The sequence below is a fragment of the Microbacterium sp. NPDC055312 genome, from assembly GCF_053645675.1.
In genome coordinates this window covers 404,187-423,944 of the sequence record NZ_JBSHMU010000001.1, presented here as the reverse complement: position 1 = coordinate 423,944, position 19,758 = coordinate 404,187, and the positions used below count along the sequence as shown (strand labels likewise).

The following is a 19,758-nucleotide window of genomic DNA, read 5'->3' as shown; positions in this document are numbered from 1 at the left end:
ACCCATGCTAGCCCGGGTCTCCGCCCCACGCTTCACGAGGCGGTCTAGCCTGGAGGGGATCGATTCGGCTCCCGGAAGGAGAGGGATGGACGTCCTCGGCTCTCGCATCGTCGTCGCCGCGTTCGACGGCTGGAACGACGCCGGCGAGGCGGCGAGCGGTGCCATCGCCGCTCTGCGCGCGGCCGGCGAGTACGAACAGGTGCACGCCGTCGATCCCGAGCTGTACTTCGACTACCAGTACACGCGCCCGTCGTCGCGCGTGGACGCCGACGGTCGCCGAGAGCTGCATTGGCCGGAGGCCACGCTGTGGCGGCCCACCCGCCGTGTCGCCGAGGGTCCTGAGCTGTGGCTGCTGAGCGGCTCGGAGCCGGCGCGGGCATGGCAGGCGTTCGTGAACGAGTTCGTCGATGTCGCGCTCCGCGACGACGTCACCGGTCTGGTCACGATCGGGGCGATGCTCTCGGACGTGCCGCACACCCGCCCGATCTCGGTCTTCGCCTCGAGTCAGGATGAGCGGGTGCGTCAGGTGCACGGGCTGGAGAAGTCCAGCTACGAGGGCCCCGTCGGCATCCTCAGCGTGTTCGACCAGTTCTTCAGCCGGGCGGAGATCCCGTCGGCCAGTCTGTGGGCCAGCGTGCCGCACTACGTCGCGTCGGCAGCGCCGTCTCCGAAGGCGACTCTGGCGCTGCTCGACCGCCTCGAGGAGCTGACGGGCGTGGGGCCGACGCGTGAGCACATGCGCACCGAGGCCGCGGCATGGGAGGCGTCGATCGACGCGGCGGCCGCCGAAGACGAGGACATGGCCGAGTACATCCGGCAGCTCGAGCGCACCCGCGACACGTGGGACTCTCCGGATGCGTCGGGGGATGCCATCGCGCAGGCGTTCGAGCGCTACCTGCGTCGCCGCGGCGACGGCTACGACAAGCGCTGAACGGGTCCGGGCCGCTGCGGGCGGGTCAGGCCGGGATGACCCCGGTGGCGAGCAGCACGATGAGCGCGACGCCGAGCAGCACCCGGTAGATCACGAACGGCAGGAAGCTGCGCTTCGAGATCCAGTTCATGAAGAACGCGATCACGCCGAGCGCGACGACGAACGCGATGCCGGTGGCGGCGAAGGTCTCGCCGAGCCCGAAGTGCTGGTTCGGGTCTCCCCCGTGCTTGAACAGCTGATAGAAGCCGCTGCCGAAGACAGCGGGGATCGCGAGCAGGAACGCGTACCGTGCGGCGGCGGCGCGCTCGTACCCGAGGAACAGCCCCATCGTGATCGTGCCGCCGGAGCGCGAGACGCCGGGCACGAGGGCGAGCGCCTGCGCGAATCCGAATGCCGCGCCGTGGCCGTAGGTGAGCTGGTCGAGCCTGCGACGCTTCGCCCCGACGTAGTCGGCGATGCCGAGCAGAACGCCGAAGACGATCAGCATGATCGCGACGATCCACAGCGACCGGAACACCGTCTCGATGGAGTCCTGGAACAGCAGCCCCAGTACGACGATCGGGATGCTGCCGAGGATGATCAGCCAGCCCATGCGCGCGTCGGGGTCGTTGCGCGGCGCCTTACCGGTGAGAGAGCGGAACCACTGCGCGATGATGCGCACGATGTCGCGCCAGAAGAACACCACGACCGCGGCTTCGGTGCCGATCTGCGTGATCGCCGTGAACGCGGCGCCCGGGTCCTCCCCCGAGGGCAGGAATGTGCCGACGATGCGCAGGTGCGCGCTGGAGGAGATGGGCAGGAACTCCGTGAGTCCCTGCACGATGCCGAGGATGAGCGCTTCGAGCAGGTTCATGCGTCGCTTTCTGACAGGGGCTTCATGGGTGTCGGCGCGAGCGGGGGCTGATCAGCAGCTGCGCAGCAGATCGGCCAGCACGCGCTGGCCGAAGACAAGCGATTCTACGGGTACGCGCTCGTCGACTCCGTGGAACATCCCGGTGAAGTCCAGATCGGCGGGCAGGCGCAGCGGGGCGAACCCGTAGCCGGCGATACCCAGCGACGCGAGAGCCTTGTTGTCGGTCCCCGCCCCCAGGAGGTACGGGATCACGGGCACACCGGGGTCGTGTCGCCCGAGCGCGGCGACCATCGCATCGACCAGGTCGCCCTCGAAGGGCGTCTCCATGCCGATGTCCCGGACGACCGTCTGGATCTCGATGTCGTCGCCGACGATGCGCTGCAGCTCGGCGAGCACGTCGTCTTCGGTGCCTGGGATCACGCGGACGTCGATGAGCGCCTCGGCCGTCTCGGGAATCACGTTGTGCTTGTACCCCGCGGTCAGCGCCGTCGGGTTGGTCGTGGTGCGGAAGGTCGAGCGCAGGAACGCCTCGGCGGGACCGGCCGCGGCGGCCAGGGCATCCGGGTCGTCGACCGGACGGCCCGTGAGCTCGCTCAGCCCGTCGAGCAGCGCCCGGGTCGTCGGCGTGAGCCGGATCGGCCAGCGGGTGCGTCCGATCGCCGCCACCGCCTCGGCCAGCCGCGTCACGGCGTTGTCGTCGTGATAGCGGCTGCCGTGCCCGGCGCGGCCCTTCGCGACCAGACGAAGCCAGAGCAGCGCCTTCTCCCCCACCTGCAGCAGATAGGCGCGACGGTCGTCGACCGTGATCGAGTAGCCGCCCACCTCGCTGATCGCCTCGGTGGCACCGGCGAACCAGTCGGGGCGATCCTTCACGACGAGAGCGGACCCCTCGACGCCCCCGTTCTCCTCGTCGGCGAAGAAGGCGAGGATCAGGTCGCGTTCCGGCCGTTCCCCCGCGCGCAGCATGTCGGCGACCGCGGTCAGGATCATGGCGTTCATGTTCTTCATGTCGACCGCGCCGCGCCCCCACAGCATCCCGTCGCGCAGCACGCCCTCGAACGGGTCGACGCTCCAGTCGGCGGCGACCGCCGGCACGACGTCGAGATGACCGTGCACGACGAGAGCCGGACGCTCGGGGTCGCGGCCGGGTACCCGGGCCATCACGTTGGTGCGTCGGTCGATGGGCTCGTAGTACTCGGGCTCGAGACCGAGTGTCTGCAGGTACGCGCCGACGTACTCGGCCGCCTCCCGCTCGCCGTTCGCCCGGCCGCCGCCGAAGTTCGACGTGTCGATGCGGATCAGGTCGCGGGCGATGCGGACGACCTCGGGCAGCTCAGTCTCGGGCATGTGCCCAGGCTACCCAACCGGGGTGGCGCGCCCGGGAGACGAGCTGGTTCGAACAGCCGCGCGGGCCGTGCTAGAGTCGATCTTCGTTCGGCAGCGAACATTCATCACCTGCGCGGGTGGCGGAATAGGTAGACGCGCTAGCTTGAGGTGCTAGTGCCCGCATAGGGCGTGGGGGTTCAAGTCCCCCCTCGCGCACAGAACGACGAAGGCCCGGGTCCCGAGGATCCGGGCCTTCGTCGTCTCAGCCCTTCGTCGTCTCAGCTTCGCGCTCTCAGCCGACGCCACCGGTACGGCGGGAAGTCCCCGGGCCAGTGCATCCGCACGGTGCGGAATCCGCGCCGCACCCGGCGTGCGAAGCCACGACCCGGCCAGAGCGGGCGCATCGAGATTCCCATCCGCTTGCCCGCGATCCGGCCGATGGGGCCGATCGCTCCCAGATGGAACGACAGGTCCAGATCGTCGTGCGTCTCGGGGTCGTCGCGGTGCACCTCGGCGCGCACCGCGCCCCAGGCATCCGTCGTCATCGCCAGATTCGACCCGAACACGGGGCGATGACCGAGCGCCGACCCCGCCACAACGGCGTACGCGCCGAGGTAGACCCTGGCGGTCCAGCGCAGCGCACGCGGACCATCGATGAACCGCGCGCCGCCCGTTGCCGCGACGATCCGGGGATTGCGGGAGAACGTCGCCGCGGCATCCTGCACCCACGTCGACGGTGGCACGCAGTCGGCGTCCAACCGCAGGATGAGGTCCCCGGTCGCCGCGTCGTATCCAGTCGCCGCAGCCGCCGGGATGCCGACCTGGGGGCACTCGACCACCAGCGCACCGGCAGACGCGGCGATCGCCGCCGACGCATCCGAGGATGCGTTGTCGACGACGATCACCTCATCGGCCCGCCGTGTCTGCCCGTTCAGGGCGGTGAGGCAGCGGATCAGCAGCTCTGCGTCATCCCGCACCGGGATGACGACCGACACACGCAACGATGCTCAGGCGTCGACGTCGCCGCGCCACGCGCCGGTCTCGCCGCCGCGTGCCTCGATGAACTTCTTGAAGTTGTCGAGATCCTTCTTGACCGCGTGCGAGCCTGCGCCGACGACCGCACCGACCTTCTCGAGCAGACCCTGCGGGTCCCAGTCGATCTGCGCCGTGACGCGCGTGGTGTTCTCGTCGAGCTTGTGGAACGTGACGACGCCGGCGTGCTCGGTCTCGCCGCCCACGCTCTTCCAGGCGACACGCTCGTCGGGGTGCTGCTCGGTGATCTCGGCGTCGAACTCCCGTTCCGCTCCGGCGACCTTGACGACCCAGTGGTTGTGCGTGTCGTCGATCTGGGTGATCGAGACGACCTCGTCGAGGAAGTGCGGGAAGCTCTCGAACTGCGTCCACTGGTTGTAGGCGACGGTGACCGGAACGTTCACGTCGACGGTCTCGATGATCTGGGGCATCTTCAGCTCCTCGCTTCGGGGATGGAGATTCCAGTCAGCCGGACGAGCGCACATTTGCGCGAGGGGGTTGACGGCGCGGGCGGCGAGAGTCGATCAGACCGCGCCGACGCCGAACGCCAGGCCGAGCCCGTAGGTGATGGCCGCCGCGCCGACGCCGATCGCCAGCTGGCGCAGCGCGCGCTTCAGGGGCGGCCCGCCGGAGAGGATGCCCACCATCGCGCCGGTGGCGAGCAGAGCGATCCCCACCAGCACGAGCGCGAGGATGATCGCCGTCGTGCCGCTGAGCCCGAAGATCCAGGGCAGCACGGGGATGATCGCGCCCGACGAGAACAGCAGGAAGCTCGAGATCGCCGCGGCCCAGTCGCTGCCGATCACCTCGTGGTCGGCGTGCGTGCCGATCGGCCCTGTCGTGTCACGCCGGATGCCCGCCTGCGCCGCCGAGACGACGCGCTGCGCGCGGATCAGCGACTCGTCCTGCGCCATGCCGCGGGCACGGTAGACGAGGGCGAGTTCGTTGGCGTCGATGTCGAGGTCGCCGGCGGTGGCGTCGGCGTCGCTGTTCTCTTCCGTGGATGCCAGCAGCTCGCGCTGGGAGCGCACCGACACGAACTCCCCCGCCCCCATCGACAGGGCGCCCGCCAGCAGCCCTGCGATGCCGCTGAAGAGCACGAAGCCGGCGCTCACGCCGGTGGCGCCGATACCCAGCACGAGCGCCAGGTTCGAGACGAGGCCGTCGTTCATGCCGAACACGGCCGCGCGGAACGACCCCGACAGCCGGCGGCGGCCGCGCGCTGCCAGCCCGCGGACGACTTCGTGGTGGACCTTCTCGTCGGCCCGCATCGCCGCCGTCGCGAACTTCTCGGTGTCGTAGGGCGAGCGCGCTTCGGCGCTCTGCGCGAGGGCGAGCACGAAGATCGATCCGAAGCGGGATGCCATCCAGCCGAGCATCCGCGAACGCAGGCCCGCCTTCGGCAGCCGCTGCGGCTCTCCGCCGAGCAGGTCGAGCCAGTGCTGCTCGTGACGGCGCTCGGCTTCTGCGAGGGAGAGCAGGATCTCGCGCTCCTCCCCGTGGCGGCGTGCCGCGAGGTTGGCGTAGACGGCGCCTTCCGCGCGCTCCTCGACGAGATAGCGTGCCCACTGCCGGCGATCGGCGGGGGTGGGCTGTGCGGGCGCGTTCATGCATCCTCCGTGCTGTGGGGAACAGTCAACGCTATCGACGCGAACCCGCGCAGGCCGCGTCAGGACGCCGATTGACAGGATTTCGGATGCCCGAAGCGGATGCTGCTCAGGAGCGCACGCGCTTGCGCAGCACATCGATCCGCGACTGCAGCTGGGTGACGGTCGCCTGTGCGACGGCGGGGCCGCCGCACACCCGCCGCAGCTCGGCGTGCACGGCACCGTGCGGCTCGCCGCTCTGCCGGGCGTACAGCCCCACCAGGCTGTTGAGCAGCTGCCGCTGCTCGCGCAGGGTGCGGTGCAGCGGTGCGGGCAGGGTCGACTCCTGCTCAGGCGGAGCGGCGGCCTCGCGCGCCTGACGCAGCTTGCTCTGCCTGGCCTGGCGCTGCATGAGCAGGTCGTGCACGTGCTCGGGCTCGAGCAGCCCGGGGATTCCGATGAACTCCTCCTCCTCCGGCGTGCCGGGCTCGGCCAGCTGACCGAACTCCTTGCCGTCGAAGACGACCCGATCGAAGTGCGCGAGCGAGGAGATCGCCTGATAGGTGAACTCCTGGGTCAGGGCATCCGACGCATCGTCCTCGCGGTTGGCGCTCTCCAGAAGCGAATCCTCGAGACCGTCGTCATCCTTGGTCTGACGGTCGAGCGCATGGTCGCGCTGCTTCTCCATCTCGTTCGCGAGCGTCATCAGCACGGGCACGTTGGGCAGGAACACACTGGCGGCCTCGCCGCGACGGCGGGCGCGCACGAAGCGACCGATCGCCTGGGCGAAGAACAGCGGCGTCGAGGACGAGGTCGCGTACACGCCGACGGCGAGACGCGGGACGTCGACGCCCTCCGACACCATGCGCACCGCGACCATCCACCGCCGGTCGTCGGAGCTGAACCTCTCGATGCGCTCTGATGCCGATGCGTCATCGCTGAGCACCACGGTGGGCTGCTGCCCGGTGATGCTGTGCAGGATCTTCGCGTACGCGCGGGCGACGGTCTGGTCTGTGGCGAGCACGAGCCCGCCGGCGTCGGGCACGTGGTGGCGGATCTCGGAGAGACGGCGGTCGGCGGCGCGCAGCACCGCGGGCATCCACTCCCCCTCCGGATCCAGCGCCGTGCGCCAGGCCTGCGAGGTGACGTCCTTGGTGTTGTCCTGGCCGAGGTGCGCCTCGAGCTCGTCGCCCGCGCTCGTGCGCCAGCGCATCTTGCCGGAGTACATGTGGAACAGCACCGGGCGCACGACGCCGTCTTCCAGCGCCCGCCCGTAGCCGTACGCGTAGTCGGTGCTCGACACCCGCGCACCCGACTCGTCGGGCAGGTACTCGACGAACGGGATCGGCGCCGTGTCGCTGCGGAAGGGCGTTCCCGAGAGCAGCAGGCGCCGCTTCGCCGGCGCGTAGGCGTCGCGGATCGCGTCGCCCCAGCTGAGCGCGTCGCCCCCGTGGTGCACCTCGTCGAGGATCACCAGTGTGTTCGCGTCTTCCGTCAGGTGCCGATGCACCGACGACTTCGCGGCCACCTGCGCGTACGTCACGACGACGCCGTGGTACTGACGTGACGGGGCCCAGTGGCTGTTGCGGAACCGCGGGTCGAGGCGGATGTGCACACGTGCGGCGGCGTCGGCCCACTGCGTCTTGAGGTGCTCGGTCGGCGCGACGACGATGATCCGGTTCACCTCGCCCATCCGCAGCAGCTCGACTGCCAAGGTCAGAGCGAACGTGGTCTTGCCGGCGCCCGGTGTGGCGGCGACGAGAAAGTCGCGCTGATCGGCCTGGAAGTACTGCTCGAGCGCCTCGCGCTGCCACGCCCTCAGCTTGTCGGCGGTGCCCCACGGGGCGCGCTGAGGGAAGGACGGAGAGAGCATCGCATCTACGATAATCCAGGCCGCCGACAGTTCGGTTCGAGGCCGGGGGTAGGCTCGGATGCTGTGCTGCGGGCGCCGCCGCGGCACTTCCTGTCGAAGGAGAGACGATGGTCGATCAGGATTCGTCGCGCACCCCGTACGTCGCCAACGAGGGCCCGCACCCGTGGCGGCGCTTCGTGGCGGTCGGCGACTCGTTCACCGAGGGTATCGGCGACCCCGACGACAGGGCTCCGGGCGGTCACCGGGGCTGGGCTGATCGGGTCGCGGAGGTGCTGTCGCAGAAGGCCGACGAATTCGCGTACGCGAACCTCGCCGTGCGCGGAAAGCTGATCGCGCAGATCGTCGCCGAGCAGATCGAACCCGCGATCGCCCTGAAGCCCGATCTCGTGTCGATCTGCGCCGGGGGCAATGACGTGATCCGTCCGCGCACCGACCCGGATGACATCGCCGCACAGCTCGACGAGGCCGTCGCCCGTCTGGCGTCCACGGGCGCCGCGGTCGTGCTGTTCACCGGCATCGACACGCACTTCACGCCGGTGTTCCGCCCGTTCCGCGGCAAGGTCGCGATCTACAACGAGAACGTCCGCGCGATCGCCGACCGTCACGACTGCATCGTCGCCGACCAGTGGGCGCTCAAGGTCATCCAGGACACCCGGTTCTTCGCCGACGACCGGCTGCACCTGAACGCCCTCGGTCACCACGAGGTCGCACGGATGGTGCTGCGCGCGCTCAACGTGCCCAACGACCTGCAGCCGATGCAGCCCGACCCGATGCCCGTGCGCACCTGGCGCGCGGCGCGCACCGAAGACATCGGCTGGGCGCGCGAGCACCTCGTCCCGTGGGTGCTGCGGCGCCTGCGCCACCAGTCGTCGGGCGACACCATCGCCGCGAAGCGCCCCGAGGCGATGCCTTACCTGAGCCGCGACCTCGACTGATCCGGCAGTCCGGACGGAACCGGCCCGCTGCGCGGCTCAGCGCGTCGCGTAGAACGCCACCGCCGACGCCGCCGCGACATTGAGCGAGTCCACCCCGCCCATCATCGCGATGGTGACCCGTCGATCGAGCAGACGGTCGGTCTCGGGCCGGATGCCGTCGCCCTCGGTGCCGAAGATCAGCGCGAGTCGCTCCGGTGACTCCGCCACGAGAGCGTCGAGCGTGATCGCGTCGTCTGCAAGCGTCATCCCGGCGACGAGGTACCCGGCCGAGCGCAGATCGTCGATCGCCGCGGGCCAGCTCTCGATCCGCGTCCACGGCACCTGGAACACCGTGCCCATCGACACGCGCACCGAACGCCGGTACAGCGGGTCGGCGCAGGTCGGGCTCACCAGAACCGCATCGACCCCGAGCGCGGCCGCCGAGCGGAAGATCGCGCCGACGTTGAGAAGTGCGCCAATATCCTGCAGCCCGCATTTGGGTGAATCACTTCGTGCTCGAAGCATTGGTTGGTTCTGCAGTCGTCGGTGAATTCCCAGGTCAGTTGACCGTTTCGAACGACCGAGCTCGAGACACCCGGTGAACCGTGTTCAATAAGGGTATGACGTCCGCGCCCTTCTCGAGCTCCCCTTGGTGAGGTTCGTTGGTCTGGTTCGTGTGACGGAGGCCGCGGGATGAGGTCGAGCATCAGCGGGCGACGCTGAACGCGGTTTGCTCCCAGGTCTTCGAGGAAGAAGCGAGCCGGCGATTGCTGATCAGTAGCCGCCCTGCACTCCAGGCAGCTGTGGGGGCGATCGGGATGGACGACGTGCTCGTGATCGTGCGCGTCAAGCACCTCGCGCCGAACTTCGTCGATGGGTGGCGCGTCCTGCTCGACCTGCTTCGGCACGGCACGCCAGTTCGAGTGCTAGAGGGAAGCGACGCAGGCAGTTACCGGACGGAGTCGGAGTTCAACGCCAATGTGCGAGAGATCACGCGGATGGAGGCGAAGATGCGAAGCGACGAGATCAAGAGGGGGATGGAAGCCGCTCGACAGCACGGTTCCGTGATCGGCCGTCCGCGAGTCGTGAACGAGGAGATCCGGCTGGCGATCCTGTCCCGACGAAACGAAGGGGCGTCACTTCGCTCGATCGCGCAGGACGTCGGTGTCTCTGTCGGCACCGTTCACGCCGTCGTTACTCACGGTACTCAGGAGGCATCGCATCGACAGAGACGGTCACCGTAGAGTTCCGTCACGAGAGGGACTCCGGAACGACGAATCCGTAACACGACGATGTCGGCGCGCTGCCTCGCCTTCGGTGAGGAGCTGCGCACAATGCGTCTTGGAGTGGCGTCGGAGGCCGCTTTGCTGGCCGAGGCGGATACGATCGCCGGCGGGCAGCAGTCGCCGGCTCGGTGCAGGCCACTTCCGGAGCATGATCGGAGCGCTGCGACCGACCGGTCCGAGACCGGCTACACGAGAGGGGCTCACGTGAAACGCGCGTACGAGAACGAGCGGGACATCGTCGACCACGCTGCGCATGTCGAAGACGCTGAAGTGCTCTTCTACCCGGCGGAGAGCGATCTGGCCCACCGATTCCTGGCCTCACTCAGAGGCAGCGGCTTCGACCAGCGAGAGCGCCCCGATTTCGAGGACACCGAGGCGATGCTCCTGTTGGAGGCGATGGTCGTGGACGATCATCCGCGGCCGGGCAGGAAGGACAGGACGCGGATGCGGGAAAGCGAGGTGATCCGCGAGCGCGAGACGTCTGGGCTCGAGGTCCATCGCGACGCAAAGGTCATCGCAGCGGTCAGCAGCGGTCTCCCGACGGACCAGGACCACAACTACCGGGCCTACGCCGATCACTTCAGGCGAACGGTGCTCAAGCACACTCGGAACTCGGAGATCTACCGCGCTGAAAGACCGGGGCACGAGTTGGGCTTCATTGTGTTCGACGAATCCACCGCGTACATCGAAGGCATGGGCGAAGGAGATGTGGTGACAGGTAGACCGCACGCATGGTTCGCCGACTCCGCCTTCGTGGACACGATCCAGAAGTCCGGAGCGGACTGCTTCGTGTGGGTGACTCCGTACAAGCGCCTCGAAACAGACGCCGACGTCATCCCGCTTCCGGCGATGACGATCATCGACGTCGCCCTCCTGGGCAAAGCCGAGCACTGCGTCTACGACGCAGGTCGGATGGTCTCGTCGGAGAGATGATGCCGCAGGCGCGGGCACAAGAGCCCGCTAATGGAGTCTTGGACCGACCCCCTCCCTCTGCCAGTCGGTAAGGAGCGCCTGATGGCAATGAGTCTGAACGAGTTCCTGGTCGATCATCCGATCGACCGGGCTGCCGTTGACGCGCACAAGCAGCGCTTGCTCGAAGCGATCGAGGAAGCGCGGTATGGCGACGCCGAACAAGCAGAGGGCTAGCACCAGCCGATGATGCGACTGGCACGTGCGTACTCCGAGCCCGAACCGGAGCGCGGATCCGACTCCGTTAGAGGTCGACGACGAGCAACGAAAGACACGACTCCAGTCCGGCGGGGCTCGCGCGGGCCTTCGTCCGTCGGCCCGGTATATTCATCTCCGCGATTCGTGGACGAGGAGGTCCGGCTGGCGATGCTGTCCCAAGGGCACGAAGGACAATCACTTCGCTCGATCGCGCGGAACGTCGGCGTCTCCGTCGGCACCGTTCACGCGGTCTTAGCGAACGCATAGCGACAAGCCATTCAGAGTAAGCGTTCGACACCAACAGTCGTGGCCAACCCCGCGCTGGTCCGTGGTCCCGGCCTTCGACACATCACGCGAATACTCCGAGCAGGGTGAAGTCCTACGTCAAGGTCGCGCAACACTAGCGTCAGCGTCAGCCCAGCTGCCGGGCGGTCGCGTCTCGGCCTCCGGTGATCCGGAGCGGATGCAGCCGGGCGAGCAACCACGCACCGCGACGACGATCACCTTGCTGCGCCCACGCCCGGATCGTCGCGCGAGCGTCGCGTCGGGATGCGACCAGCGCCAGGTGCAGCGGGCCGAGGCTCACATGGGTGCTTGTCATGTCCTTATCTTCGCAGAGTGGATACGTCCTCGACCTCGGCGTCGATCAGCTCGCGCACGCGCCGCACCTGGACGGCGGGGAGGCCGATCACGACCCGGCGTGCCCAGTGCCCGTCGGGGACGATCGGCGGATCGTCGTCAATCGGTCCCTTCGGCCAGAGCGCGCGGAGCCGCTGCCACTGACCGTCGCGCGGGGCTGCGTTGACCACGCCGTCTGCGTGCGGCACCGGCAGGCGCATTCACGCGAGCCGGCCACGGCGGACATGGACGACGATCCGAGTCTCGTGCACGGTCGTGAGCTCGTGCACCCGCTCCCAGCCGATCGCGATCGCCGTGCCGTCGGACAGGGCGTCGGGATGATGGTCGGCATGGAGCGAGTCTGCCGGCAGGGTGCGATCCGGGGACGCTCAGCGCTCCCCTCGCCCCTCAACCTCCTCGACGCCATCCACGACGAGCGCGAGCTCCTCGCTCGACGAGGCCGAGAAGGAGCCGCTCAGGGCGAACCGCACGCGATGACGTTCCATAGCGCGCACCACGTAGCGGTTCTCCTCCTCGACGTAGGTGAACCCGAAGTCGCCGCCTTCGAGGTACGCGCTGCGGTCGATGTATCCCTCGATGTCGCAGTCGGCTTCGACGGTCACCCGAACGACTCGCTCGTTGCCCTCGCCGGTCCTGAGCACGTCGTACGCGATCGTCTCCATGTCCGGCGCGATGTCGTTGAACCCGGTGTCGTGGAGCGCGCTCGGGAGCGGGCTGTCGGAGATCACGTCGCCGTCCCAGACGCCCACCACCGTCACCAGATCACGGCCGGAGAGGTCGGACAGGGTCTCGTTGACGAGCTCCGCGATGCGCGCCCGCGCGGGCTCGCGACCGTCGAGCGTCCTCAGCGACTCGATGAGCGGAGCGATCAGCGGGTGGCCCGTCACGGCCCGCAGGTCCTCGACGATCGTGAACGACCGGTCCGCGTCGAGCTCGTCGCGCAGATGCGGATGCAGCTCCATCTTGGTCTTGCTCGCACCGAAATCATCCGAGTTGTTCGTGACGAAGAGCACGGGGGTCGCTGGATCCTCCTCGGCACAGAGGTCCCGGATCGTCGCCCAGATGAGTGCGTCCCTGAACCCCTTGCCCGTCTCGCTGAACGGCTTCCGACGGTCGAGATCCCGTTCGAGCAGCTCCGCGACGGACATCTCGGGATACCGCGCGATCCATACACGCTTGCCCCCGAGGAACGTCTCGAGTGCCTCGTACACGGCGGAGCGCACGAGTGGCTCGGGCCCGTCCGCAGCCGCGCTCGGCCGGGCGATGACGTCCACGGACCGCGCGGCTCCGATCACGTCGTTGAGCTCCTTGACGGCGTTGCGGAGCTTGGAGTGCTTGTCGTTGAACTCCTTGGCCCCTTGCCGTGCGAGCTCGTGCACGACGACCTCGGGGACGACGAGGCGAATCACGCGAAGCCTCGCGAGCGCGAGGAGGCTGCCGAAGCTGGCACCGGACAGCGTCCGCAACCCGTAGAGCGGGTTGGCATCGAAGATCACGACGGGCTTCATGACTCCACCGTATCGACGTGCGATATCTGTATTGCTTCGACAACGACGCACGTGCGTTCGACTAACAGTCACGCGAACCGCTCATATGTCGAGTGGCATCACCAAGGTTCGCGCTGGGCATAGATATTCTGCAGAGAAGTCTCCGCAACTGCGCCGAGGCGTCGGGGGAACCTCTGGAGAAGTCATGGTTGACGAGGCGACAATCGTCGAAGAGTTCGTTGCATTGGTCCGCGGCAAGGCGAGCGCTCTGATCGACTTCTTGCCCGCCTTTGAAGAAGCCGTCACAGTGCCCGATACTTCGACACTTGTTCGAACCCACTTCATCGCCCACGACGCCAACGGAGCTCCCGCAGTCGACCAGCTCGCCGGAGCTATGGCGGCCGCAGCCTTGGACTTTTGCATCCCTCGGTCGAAGATCGAGCGAGCCATCGCAGACTTTGAAGAGACACGATCGACCGCGGCCATCGCGAGCCTGCAGGAGCAGGCCCGAAACCTGTTCGTGAAGTCCGAAAGCTCGGGAGAGGGAGGCGAACTCCTCCTGTTTCTACTCATGGAACGGGTGCTCCAACGTCCGCAGCTGATCTCCAAGATGGCGCTGAAGACGAGCACGGAGATGCACGTCCACGGCTCCGACGGCATCCACGCGAGTCTGGCGCAAGATGGAGTGCTTGATGTGTATTGGGGCGAGTCCAAGCTCTACAAGTCGAGCTCAGACGCGTTCCGAGATTGTTTCGAGAGCATCGCCCCATACCTTCGCGCGAGCGGAGACTCCCCTCGCAAGCAGGATCTGCTTCTTGTTCGCGATCACCTCAATGTCACGCAAGTCGAGCTGGCGGCCCATCTACTCGAGTACTTCGACGAAACGAATCCGAAATCGATGAAAGCGCGATGGAATGGCGTCTGTCTGGTCGGCTTCGACCACGACAAGTACCCGAACATCGTTGCCCTGGACGAAGCCCAGAGGATGGCGGTGTCAAAGGCAGTCAGGCGATGGCACAAGACCGTTGGAAGCCGCCTCAAGGAGTTTGACATCGTAGGCGTGAACATCGATCTCTTCTGCATCCCAATGCCGGATGTGGCCGACCTGCGCACGCGTGTTCTGAAGCGGATGGGTGCAAAATGACCACGACCAATGCGCTGGAAGACATCGTCTTCGCCTCACAGAAGTTCAGAGACGTGCTCGAATCCGCTCGCAGACTGACAGTGCGTTCAGAATTCCCGACGGTGGAATGGTACGAAGACCTGCCCCCGATCGACTGGGGGTTTGCTCTGCTCTACGCCAGCGCAATCACTTCGGCGCAGTCAGAGCGCGCTCAATCCGCGGTTCTACGGATCGCCACGGCATGCATGCTGGCCTCGGATGTGGAGCCTGCTCATCTCGCGGCGGCTGCCGCGCTACTCGAACGCAGCGGCAACCACATGGCTGTTGAGCTGGCGGAGTCCCGTCAGCGGCTGGCGGCAGACGCATGGCTCCAACTGCCAGGAGCGCTGAGGATGGAGGTCGTGCGGAGCCGCATCGAGTACTCAGTCCGCCTCTCCGACGGCCGAGTGTTGCCGGTCAACCCCTTTCAGGGGAAGTTTTGGGACGCGGTCGAGACCAGCGATTGGCTGAGCGTGTCCGCACCGACGTCAGCTGGGAAGTCACGCATCATCAGAGAGCATTTCCTCGAGATCGCCCGCCAGGCCGGATCGTTCACGCTCGTCTACCTGGTGCCAACGCGCGCTCTCATCGAGGAAGTCTCCCGCGACTTGAGACGAGAAGTTCCTTCCGACGTCGGCGTCTTCACGATGCCCTGGGACCCGGATCTCGCCGACTCTTCCAGAACTGTCCTGGTGGTCACCCAGGAGAGGCTCCACCTCGTATTGGAGTTGCTGCCCTCTCTCAGCGTGGACCTTCTGTTCGTCGACGAAGCACAGTCACTCGCCGGAGACGCGCGGGGGGTTCTTCTCCAGCATGCGGTCGAGCGCACGATTCGTCGCAGCCCGCACGCCCAGGTGCTCTTTGCAAGTCCATTGAGCTCGAATCCGGAGCTCCTGATCGAGGACGCGCCCTCGAATCGGCGCTCGAGTTCCTTCGTCTCCGAGACTGTAACCGTCAACCAGAACCTCATCTGGGTCGAGCACATTGACCGAAAGCCCCAACGCAGATCCGTATCCCTGGTTGCGGACGGGAACCGTCACAGACTCGGCGATCTGGTGCTCGCGCAGCGGGCGACGAGCGTGCCGATGCGCGTCGCGCTGGTAGCTCATGCGTTGGCCGGGAACTCCCCCGGGAACGTCATCTACGTCAACGGTCCCGGCGAGGCCGAGAAGGTCGCAAAGGCCGTCTTTGAGCAGCTGCCGGCGTTGGCGGAACCAGATCCGGAGCTCGACGACTTACGGGACCTGATCAAGACCGCGGTCCACAGCAAGTACCTGCTCGCGGATGTCCTGGCGCGCCGCGTGGCTTTCCACTACGGAAACATGCCGCTCGTCATCAGGACAGAGATTGAGCGACTCTTCGGTGAGGGCAAGATCCACTATCTGGTGTGCACGTCGACGTTGCTGGAAGGCGTCAACCTCCCCTGCCGAACCATCTTCATGCGCAACCCGCAGAAAGGCTCCGGCCGCCCGCTCAAGGAAGGTGATTTCTGGAATCTGGCCGGGCGGGCGGGCCGCTGGGGCAAAGAGTTCGAGGGCAACGTCGTCTGCATCGACACCGATGCAGACGGTCTGTGGCCCAACCTTCCGCGAGTGCGAAAGCGATCACAGATCACCCGAGCGGTCAGCACTGGCCTCGATGACGCCTCAGGCTTGCTCGCCTTCGTCCGCTCTGCTGATGAAGTGCATGACGACAGCACAGCCGAAAGCCTGTTCGCGTACTTGTTCTCGCGACACCTTGGAACCGAATCCATCGAGGCGCTACTCGATCGCGTCCCTCTTGAGTCCGAACGAAATGAGATCGCATCTGCCATCACCCATGCGGCGATGGATCTGTCGATCCCCGTTGAGATCGTGACTCGTCATACCGGCATCGCCCCGGTCTCGATGGAACGACTTCTCGACAGCTTTCGTCGCTCCGGAAAGTCACCGTCAGACCTTGAGCTCCCTCTCCCCGAAGAACCAGATTCGAGGGCGCGGTTCCAAGAGGCACTGGTACGGATCGGCGCGACCATGACGAGCGTCTTCGGTGCGCCGCGGTCAGGCGATGATCGCCGGAAGTGGCAACTCGCCAATCTCATCGTGAACTGGATGAAGGGCATGCCTCTGGCGCGTCTGATCGATCAGCGGCTCGCGTTCAACGCTTCACTCACTTCGGCGGTCGCGATTCGAGACGTGATGCGAGACATCGAATCGATCGCACGCTTCCACGCACCCAAATACCTCGCATGCTACGCCGACTTGCTCGCCGTCTACTCCGCTGAGCTCGGGTTGGAGGCCGCGGACCGGCCAGACTACGCGATGATGCTTGAACTCGGAGTCTCCCGCACCAGCGAGGTCGTGCTCATGTCACTGGGGCTCTCCCGGACGGCGACCGTCGCACTCGCCGGCTTCATCGGCGTCGACGAATGGTCCCGCGCGGAAGCCCTGGCGTGGCTTGCGGACCAAAACCTCGATGGACTCGGTGTGCCGGTGCTGCTCCAGCGCGAGATCACCGACGTGCTCGAAATCGCGTTGCGCCGCGCGGGGAGCGAGAGTGCCTAATCGGCAGGTAGCCAATCGAGATTGCTGGCCTGACGGCGTTGCGAAGCCTCGGAGGCTGTCGCGAGGCCGAGGTTCGCATGGCGTGTGTGAAACTCCAGCCATCGGCCCGCCTGGCTCCGGTCAGCAAGTCTTGAGCCGACCGCTGCTATCCCGCTCGATGCAGGGGCTACTACGAGTTCGTCCCAACCGCCTTCGTCATCCGCAAAACGCGAGGCGAGTTGCCCCCACGTTGGGGCCAAGTAGACAACCTGAGCATCTCGAAGCTCGTTGATCCGTTCTCTGGAAAGGTCGCTCAGCACTTCCTCACGCGACGCGAAACGTGCCTCACGGTACGCCCGACGACGATCGTCCACCTCGGCCCGCAACGCCTCCTTGGCGTCGGACATCGCCGATGTCTGGCGTATCGCGGTGAGATAGCTGAAGTCCACTTCGTCGCCATCGACACGGCGAATCCAGATGCCGATCGCGTTCGCACCGACGAACACACCGTTCGCGTCGCGCGTTCTGCCGATGTAGAACTCCTTGACGCCGGGGCCGACTTTCTCGACGTAGTCCGGGTGACGCTCGAGAAGCTCCAGAAGCATGCGGTGGTGAACCAGGTCCGAGACGACGTCGCCGACCGAGTAGCCCGAACTCCGCAGAATTCCACGGAACGCAGCCTCCGCCGCGGATCGCGTCGGCCAGCTGAACGTCTCGAGGAGAACCGGGATACCTGCCATATAGACACCGTAGAGCTTGACGTTCCCCACCGCCCAGCGATCATGGCCTCGTGCCCCGTGTACTCAGCACCAAATCACCGGAATCCAGATTGACTCGCGAAGCTCTCGCCGAATCAGCATCACTCGAAGAACTTGGCAACCGTTACCGTCTCCGCACTCCGGCCTTCGTCAGCTCCGCCCGAGTAGGTCGATTCCTGGGCTGCGGAGAGTCGGCTTAACCTTGGCGTTCATCGGGCATAATCCACAGCACCCTCGGAAGCCTCGCCCAGCGCAGTCGCCGGCGAGGCTGCGATGTTCTGCCAGATGGCGCTGTCCGCGCTGCGGACCTGCTCTTCGACAGCCGCCACGCCTCAGCCCTCGTCGCCGACGAGGCGCAGCACAGGCCGCTGATCGGGCTCGCCGAGCAGGTCGCGGATCTGCGCCGGAGCCAGCCGCAGGATCTCAGCGAGCGCGGGCACCGTCGCGCCCTCGTCAGCGGCGAGCTCCGCGGCCTTGCGAAGCAGCGTCGGCATCTCCCCCGGGTACGCGCTCGTCGGATCCGCCGACGGATCGTCGACCATCGCGAGGCGCTGGTAGGCGCGTCGCGCCGAGGAATCGGTGGTCCGTCCGCGCTCGACCATCCGTCGGATGAGCGAGTGCGGCGACACGCCCCAGGTCCGCCCGAGTCGATCAAGGGCCGCGAGGTCGAGACGCTGCGGCAGAGCCGCGTCCATCGACGCCGCCGGCGTGAGGAACGCCGCCGCGAACTCATCGGCCTCCCTCTCGATGGCAGTGCTCTGCTCCCCCGACTCGGCGTGCAACAGCAAGTGCCCGATCTCGTGAGCGATCGAGAACCTGTGCCGGAACACGTTCTCACTGCGGCGCGGCGTCGTGACCATGATCGGTCGATCCACGATCACCGACGAGAACGCGTCCACCGCATCGATCTCCCCCAGCGGACGCACGACGACCACGATCCCCCGCGACTCCGCGGTGGCGACCAGATGTCGCACCGGCCCGTCCGGGAGACCCCAGTGCCGGCGCAGCGCCGCCGCCGCTTCGCCCGGGCTCGTCCCCTGCGGCAGCTTCGGAAGATCCGCCTCGGGGAGCTTGACGTACCGCTCGAGCGCGAACGTCAGCTCCCACACCAGCGTTGCGGTCGACAGCGCTCGCTGGCGGTCGCCGACCCGCGCCGAGCGCAGGCTGCGGAAGTGCGCGTGCACGGTGTCGATGCGCGCGAGCGGCCTGCCCACGCTGAAGAATCCGGGACGCACCTTCAACGTCGTGGCCATCCGCTCGACCACATCTGCGCGAGGAGAGTTCACCCCTGCCTCGTATTGGCCGATCGCGGCAGCGGAGACCCCGACCGCGGCTGCGAGTTCCGTCTTGCTCAGGCTCTGGCGCACGCGAGCCTGGGTCAGCCGCGCAGGCTCGAACCTCCCCTGGCCATCCGAGGAACCTGGGAGATCGAACAGCCCAGGGTGTTTGTCACGCATCCGACGACCGTTCCTGCTTCTGCGGCTCGAGCGAAGGCACGACCGGGGTGCCGCTGTCGAACGACTCGACCTCGGCCGTCGCGTCGCCGCCCTCGGCCGGGTGCTCCCAGATGGTCTCCAGACCGAGCGGGCGCACCGTGCCGTTGACGTACTCGGCGACGGCCCACTCGATCGAGGTGAGCTGATGCGGGGTGGAGTGGACCATGACGAGCACCACGGGCATGACCTCGCCCGCCGCGCGCACGGCACGCTCGAACTCCGCCTGCTCGCTCGCGTTCCGGACTTCGTCGCCGCCCTCGACGAAGCTTGTGCCGAACAGCCCCATCGGCTCCTGCGCGAAGAACCCGTTCATGCGCGTCTTGCTCGACGCGAACCCGCCCACCGCATCCGGCGTCGCCGGCACTCGCCAGACGAACAGCAGGCACCCGTTGACGATCGGCAGCCGGTATCCGGCAGGCTTGAGCTTGTACGGCAGGTAGCCGCGCTCCTTGAACGCGTCGACCGTGTCCTCCTGGAGATCCCGCCACTGCCCGCCGAAGCCGATCGTGTACCGCGTCGCGGCCGCCTGGTGCGCATCAGCCGCCAGCGCATGACGCGACTGCACGACCTCGACGACGAGATCACGCGCATCCGCAGCATGAGAGCCAAGCGCTTCGAAGGGAGAATTCGGGACCATCACGACCTCCAGAAAGTCAAACCCCGGAGCGCACGGTCACCCACCGGATCGACTTTATTCTGACATACCGATCGCGCATCTATGCTTTA

18 protein-coding genes, 1 tRNA gene and 2 pseudogenes are annotated in these 19,758 nt (G+C 67.0%); 8 read left to right on the top strand and 13 right to left on the bottom strand.

Going from position 1 to position 19,758, the window contains the following annotated elements; genetic code table 11:
• The first annotated feature begins 85 nt into the window (after positions 1-85).
• Positions 86-931, top strand: a complete 846-nt coding sequence (locus ACWIDW_RS02080) for a PAC2 family protein (protein WP_454122561.1) — start codon at positions 86-88, stop codon at positions 929-931.
• A gap of 25 nt (positions 932-956) precedes the next feature.
• Here the strand turns inward: ACWIDW_RS02080 and ACWIDW_RS02075 are convergent, their stop codons facing one another.
• Both ACWIDW_RS02075 and ACWIDW_RS02070 read right to left on the bottom strand, forming a co-directional pair.
• On the bottom strand, positions 957-1,784 hold the full coding sequence (locus ACWIDW_RS02075) for an undecaprenyl-diphosphate phosphatase (RefSeq protein ID WP_454122559.1): 828 nt from the start codon (positions 1,782-1,784) through the stop codon (positions 957-959).
• A gap of 51 nt (positions 1,785-1,835) precedes the next feature.
• The gene (locus ACWIDW_RS02070) at positions 1,836-3,131 is read right to left on the bottom strand and encodes a M20/M25/M40 family metallo-hydrolase (RefSeq protein WP_454122557.1); all 1,296 of its coding nucleotides are present in this window, start codon (positions 3,129-3,131) and stop codon (positions 1,836-1,838) included.
• A 110-nt stretch (positions 3,132-3,241) separates the two neighbouring features.
• Here ACWIDW_RS02070 and ACWIDW_RS02065 point away from each other — a divergent pair.
• Positions 3,242-3,326: transfer RNA gene (locus ACWIDW_RS02065), tRNA-Leu, on the top strand.
• A 62-nt stretch (positions 3,327-3,388) separates the two neighbouring features.
• Here the strand turns inward: ACWIDW_RS02065 and ACWIDW_RS02060 are convergent.
• The 4 genes from ACWIDW_RS02060 to ACWIDW_RS02045 all read right to left on the bottom strand — a co-directional run bounded on the left by ACWIDW_RS02060 (position 3,389) and on the right by ACWIDW_RS02045 (position 7,601).
• Complete coding sequence (locus tag ACWIDW_RS02060) at positions 3,389-4,105, bottom strand: glycosyltransferase family A protein (protein ID WP_454122556.1); 717 nt, start codon at positions 4,103-4,105, stop codon at positions 3,389-3,391.
• 12 nt (positions 4,106-4,117) lie between these two features.
• Positions 4,118-4,573: an SRPBCC family protein gene (locus ACWIDW_RS02055; RefSeq protein WP_454122554.1), complete on the bottom strand. Its 456-nt coding sequence runs from the start codon at positions 4,571-4,573 to the stop codon at positions 4,118-4,120.
• A 93-nt stretch (positions 4,574-4,666) separates the two neighbouring features.
• Positions 4,667-5,752 carry a VIT1/CCC1 transporter family protein gene (locus ACWIDW_RS02050; protein WP_454122552.1) on the bottom strand — a complete coding sequence of 362 codons (1,086 nt, stop codon included), beginning with the start codon at positions 5,750-5,752 and terminating at the stop codon, positions 4,667-4,669.
• Between the two features lie 106 nt (positions 5,753-5,858).
• Complete coding sequence (locus tag ACWIDW_RS02045; protein WP_454122550.1) at positions 5,859-7,601, bottom strand: DEAD/DEAH box helicase; 1,743 nt, start codon at positions 7,599-7,601, stop codon at positions 5,859-5,861.
• A gap of 107 nt (positions 7,602-7,708) precedes the next feature.
• Here ACWIDW_RS02045 and ACWIDW_RS02040 point away from each other — a divergent pair, with 107 nt between their 5' ends.
• A complete protein-coding gene (locus tag ACWIDW_RS02040; RefSeq protein WP_454122549.1) occupies positions 7,709-8,536 on the top strand; it encodes an SGNH/GDSL hydrolase family protein in 828 nt (275 codons plus the stop codon).
• Positions 8,537-8,572: 36 nt separating this feature from the next.
• Here ACWIDW_RS02040 and ACWIDW_RS02035 read toward each other — a convergent pair.
• Positions 8,573-9,004 (bottom strand): annotated as a pseudogene (locus ACWIDW_RS02035) (TrmH family RNA methyltransferase); the annotation flags it as partial.
• A gap of 215 nt (positions 9,005-9,219) precedes the next feature.
• Here ACWIDW_RS02035 and ACWIDW_RS02030 point away from each other — a divergent pair.
• The 3 genes and pseudogenes from ACWIDW_RS02030 to ACWIDW_RS02020 all read left to right on the top strand — a co-directional run.
• Positions 9,220-9,759 (top strand): annotated as a pseudogene (locus ACWIDW_RS02030) (recombinase family protein); the annotation flags it as partial.
• 246 nt (positions 9,760-10,005) lie between these two features.
• Positions 10,006-10,734 carry a hypothetical protein gene (locus ACWIDW_RS02025; protein WP_454122547.1) on the top strand — a complete coding sequence of 243 codons (729 nt, stop codon included), beginning with the start codon at positions 10,006-10,008 and terminating at the stop codon, positions 10,732-10,734.
• 81 nt (positions 10,735-10,815) lie between these two features.
• A complete protein-coding gene (locus ACWIDW_RS02020; protein WP_454122545.1) occupies positions 10,816-10,947 on the top strand; it encodes a hypothetical protein in 132 nt (43 codons plus the stop codon).
• Positions 10,948-11,380: 433 nt separating this feature from the next.
• Here ACWIDW_RS02020 and ACWIDW_RS02015 read toward each other — a convergent pair whose 3' ends face one another.
• The 3 genes from ACWIDW_RS02015 to ACWIDW_RS02005 all read right to left on the bottom strand — a co-directional run bounded on the left by ACWIDW_RS02015 (position 11,381) and on the right by ACWIDW_RS02005 (position 13,115).
• A complete protein-coding gene (locus ACWIDW_RS02015) occupies positions 11,381-11,569 on the bottom strand; it encodes a hypothetical protein (protein WP_454122544.1) in 189 nt (62 codons plus the stop codon).
• A gap of 4 nt (positions 11,570-11,573) precedes the next feature.
• Positions 11,574-11,795, bottom strand: a complete 222-nt coding sequence (locus tag ACWIDW_RS02010; RefSeq protein ID WP_454122542.1) for a hypothetical protein — start codon at positions 11,793-11,795, stop codon at positions 11,574-11,576.
• 180 nt (positions 11,796-11,975) lie between these two features.
• A complete protein-coding gene (locus ACWIDW_RS02005) occupies positions 11,976-13,115 on the bottom strand; it encodes a PIN domain-containing protein (RefSeq protein WP_454122540.1) in 1,140 nt (379 codons plus the stop codon).
• Between the two features lie 184 nt (positions 13,116-13,299).
• Between ACWIDW_RS02005 and ACWIDW_RS02000 the strand changes: the two genes are divergently transcribed.
• Together ACWIDW_RS02000 and ACWIDW_RS01995 are read left to right on the top strand one after the other, a co-directional pair.
• Complete coding sequence (locus tag ACWIDW_RS02000; protein ID WP_454122538.1) at positions 13,300-14,238, top strand: HamA C-terminal domain-containing protein; 939 nt, start codon at positions 13,300-13,302, stop codon at positions 14,236-14,238.
• Positions 14,235-16,799, top strand: coding sequence for a DEAD/DEAH box helicase (locus ACWIDW_RS01995; RefSeq protein WP_454122536.1), 2,565 nt, complete (start codon positions 14,235-14,237; stop codon positions 16,797-16,799). Before ACWIDW_RS02000 ends, ACWIDW_RS01995 begins: the two co-directional genes overlap by 4 nt.
• On the opposite strand, the gene ACWIDW_RS01990 is transcribed toward ACWIDW_RS01995, so the two are convergent.
• The 3 genes from ACWIDW_RS01990 to ACWIDW_RS01980 form a co-directional block, all read right to left on the bottom strand.
• Positions 16,796-17,518 carry a DCL family protein gene (locus ACWIDW_RS01990; protein ID WP_454122534.1) on the bottom strand — a complete coding sequence of 241 codons (723 nt, stop codon included), beginning with the start codon at positions 17,516-17,518 and terminating at the stop codon, positions 16,796-16,798. The two genes, ACWIDW_RS01995 and ACWIDW_RS01990, sit on opposite strands and share 4 nt — an antisense overlap.
• Before the next feature lie 350 nt (positions 17,519-17,868).
• Entirely contained in the window at positions 17,869-18,993 is a 1,125-nt protein-coding gene (locus ACWIDW_RS01985) for an ImmA/IrrE family metallo-endopeptidase (protein WP_454122533.1), read from the bottom strand.
• A complete protein-coding gene (locus ACWIDW_RS01980; protein ID WP_454122531.1) occupies positions 18,986-19,669 on the bottom strand; it encodes a hypothetical protein in 684 nt (227 codons plus the stop codon). The genes ACWIDW_RS01985 and ACWIDW_RS01980 overlap by 8 nt, the downstream gene beginning before the upstream one ends.
• Positions 19,670-19,758: the final 89 nt, after the last annotated feature.

Bases quoted from the DNA above. Each gene is read 5' to 3' on its own strand.
- ACWIDW_RS02040 (WP_454122549.1), top strand. From the start codon at position 7,709: ATGGTCGATCAGGATTCGTCGCGCACCCCGTACGTCGCCAACGAGGGC.
- ACWIDW_RS02055 (WP_454122554.1), bottom strand. From the start codon at position 4,573: ATGCCCCAGATCATCGAGACCGTCGACGTGAACGTTCCGGTCACCGTC.
- ACWIDW_RS02070 (WP_454122557.1), bottom strand. From the start codon at position 3,131: ATGCCCGAGACTGAGCTGCCCGAGGTCGTCCGCATCGCCCGCGACCTG.
- ACWIDW_RS02000 (WP_454122538.1), top strand. From the start codon at position 13,300: ATGGTTGACGAGGCGACAATCGTCGAAGAGTTCGTTGCATTGGTCCGC.
- ACWIDW_RS02050 (WP_454122552.1), bottom strand. From the start codon at position 5,752: ATGAACGCGCCCGCACAGCCCACCCCCGCCGATCGCCGGCAGTGGGCA.
- ACWIDW_RS01985 (WP_454122533.1), bottom strand. From the start codon at position 18,993: ATGCGTGACAAACACCCTGGGCTGTTCGATCTCCCAGGTTCCTCGGAT.
- ACWIDW_RS01980 (WP_454122531.1), bottom strand. From the start codon at position 19,669: ATGGTCCCGAATTCTCCCTTCGAAGCGCTTGGCTCTCATGCTGCGGAT.
- ACWIDW_RS02045 (WP_454122550.1), bottom strand. From the start codon at position 7,601: ATGCTCTCTCCGTCCTTCCCTCAGCGCGCCCCGTGGGGCACCGCCGAC.
- ACWIDW_RS02080 (WP_454122561.1), top strand. From the start codon at position 86: ATGGACGTCCTCGGCTCTCGCATCGTCGTCGCCGCGTTCGACGGCTGG.
- ACWIDW_RS02075 (WP_454122559.1), bottom strand. From the start codon at position 1,784: ATGAACCTGCTCGAAGCGCTCATCCTCGGCATCGTGCAGGGACTCACG.
- ACWIDW_RS02005 (WP_454122540.1), bottom strand. From the start codon at position 13,115: ATGAAGCCCGTCGTGATCTTCGATGCCAACCCGCTCTACGGGTTGCGG.
- ACWIDW_RS01995 (WP_454122536.1), top strand. From the start codon at position 14,235: ATGACCACGACCAATGCGCTGGAAGACATCGTCTTCGCCTCACAGAAG.
- ACWIDW_RS02020 (WP_454122545.1), top strand. From the start codon at position 10,816: ATGGCAATGAGTCTGAACGAGTTCCTGGTCGATCATCCGATCGACCGG.
- ACWIDW_RS01990 (WP_454122534.1), bottom strand. From the start codon at position 17,518: ATGGCAGGTATCCCGGTTCTCCTCGAGACGTTCAGCTGGCCGACGCGA.
- ACWIDW_RS02015 (WP_454122544.1), bottom strand. From the start codon at position 11,569: ATGACAAGCACCCATGTGAGCCTCGGCCCGCTGCACCTGGCGCTGGTC.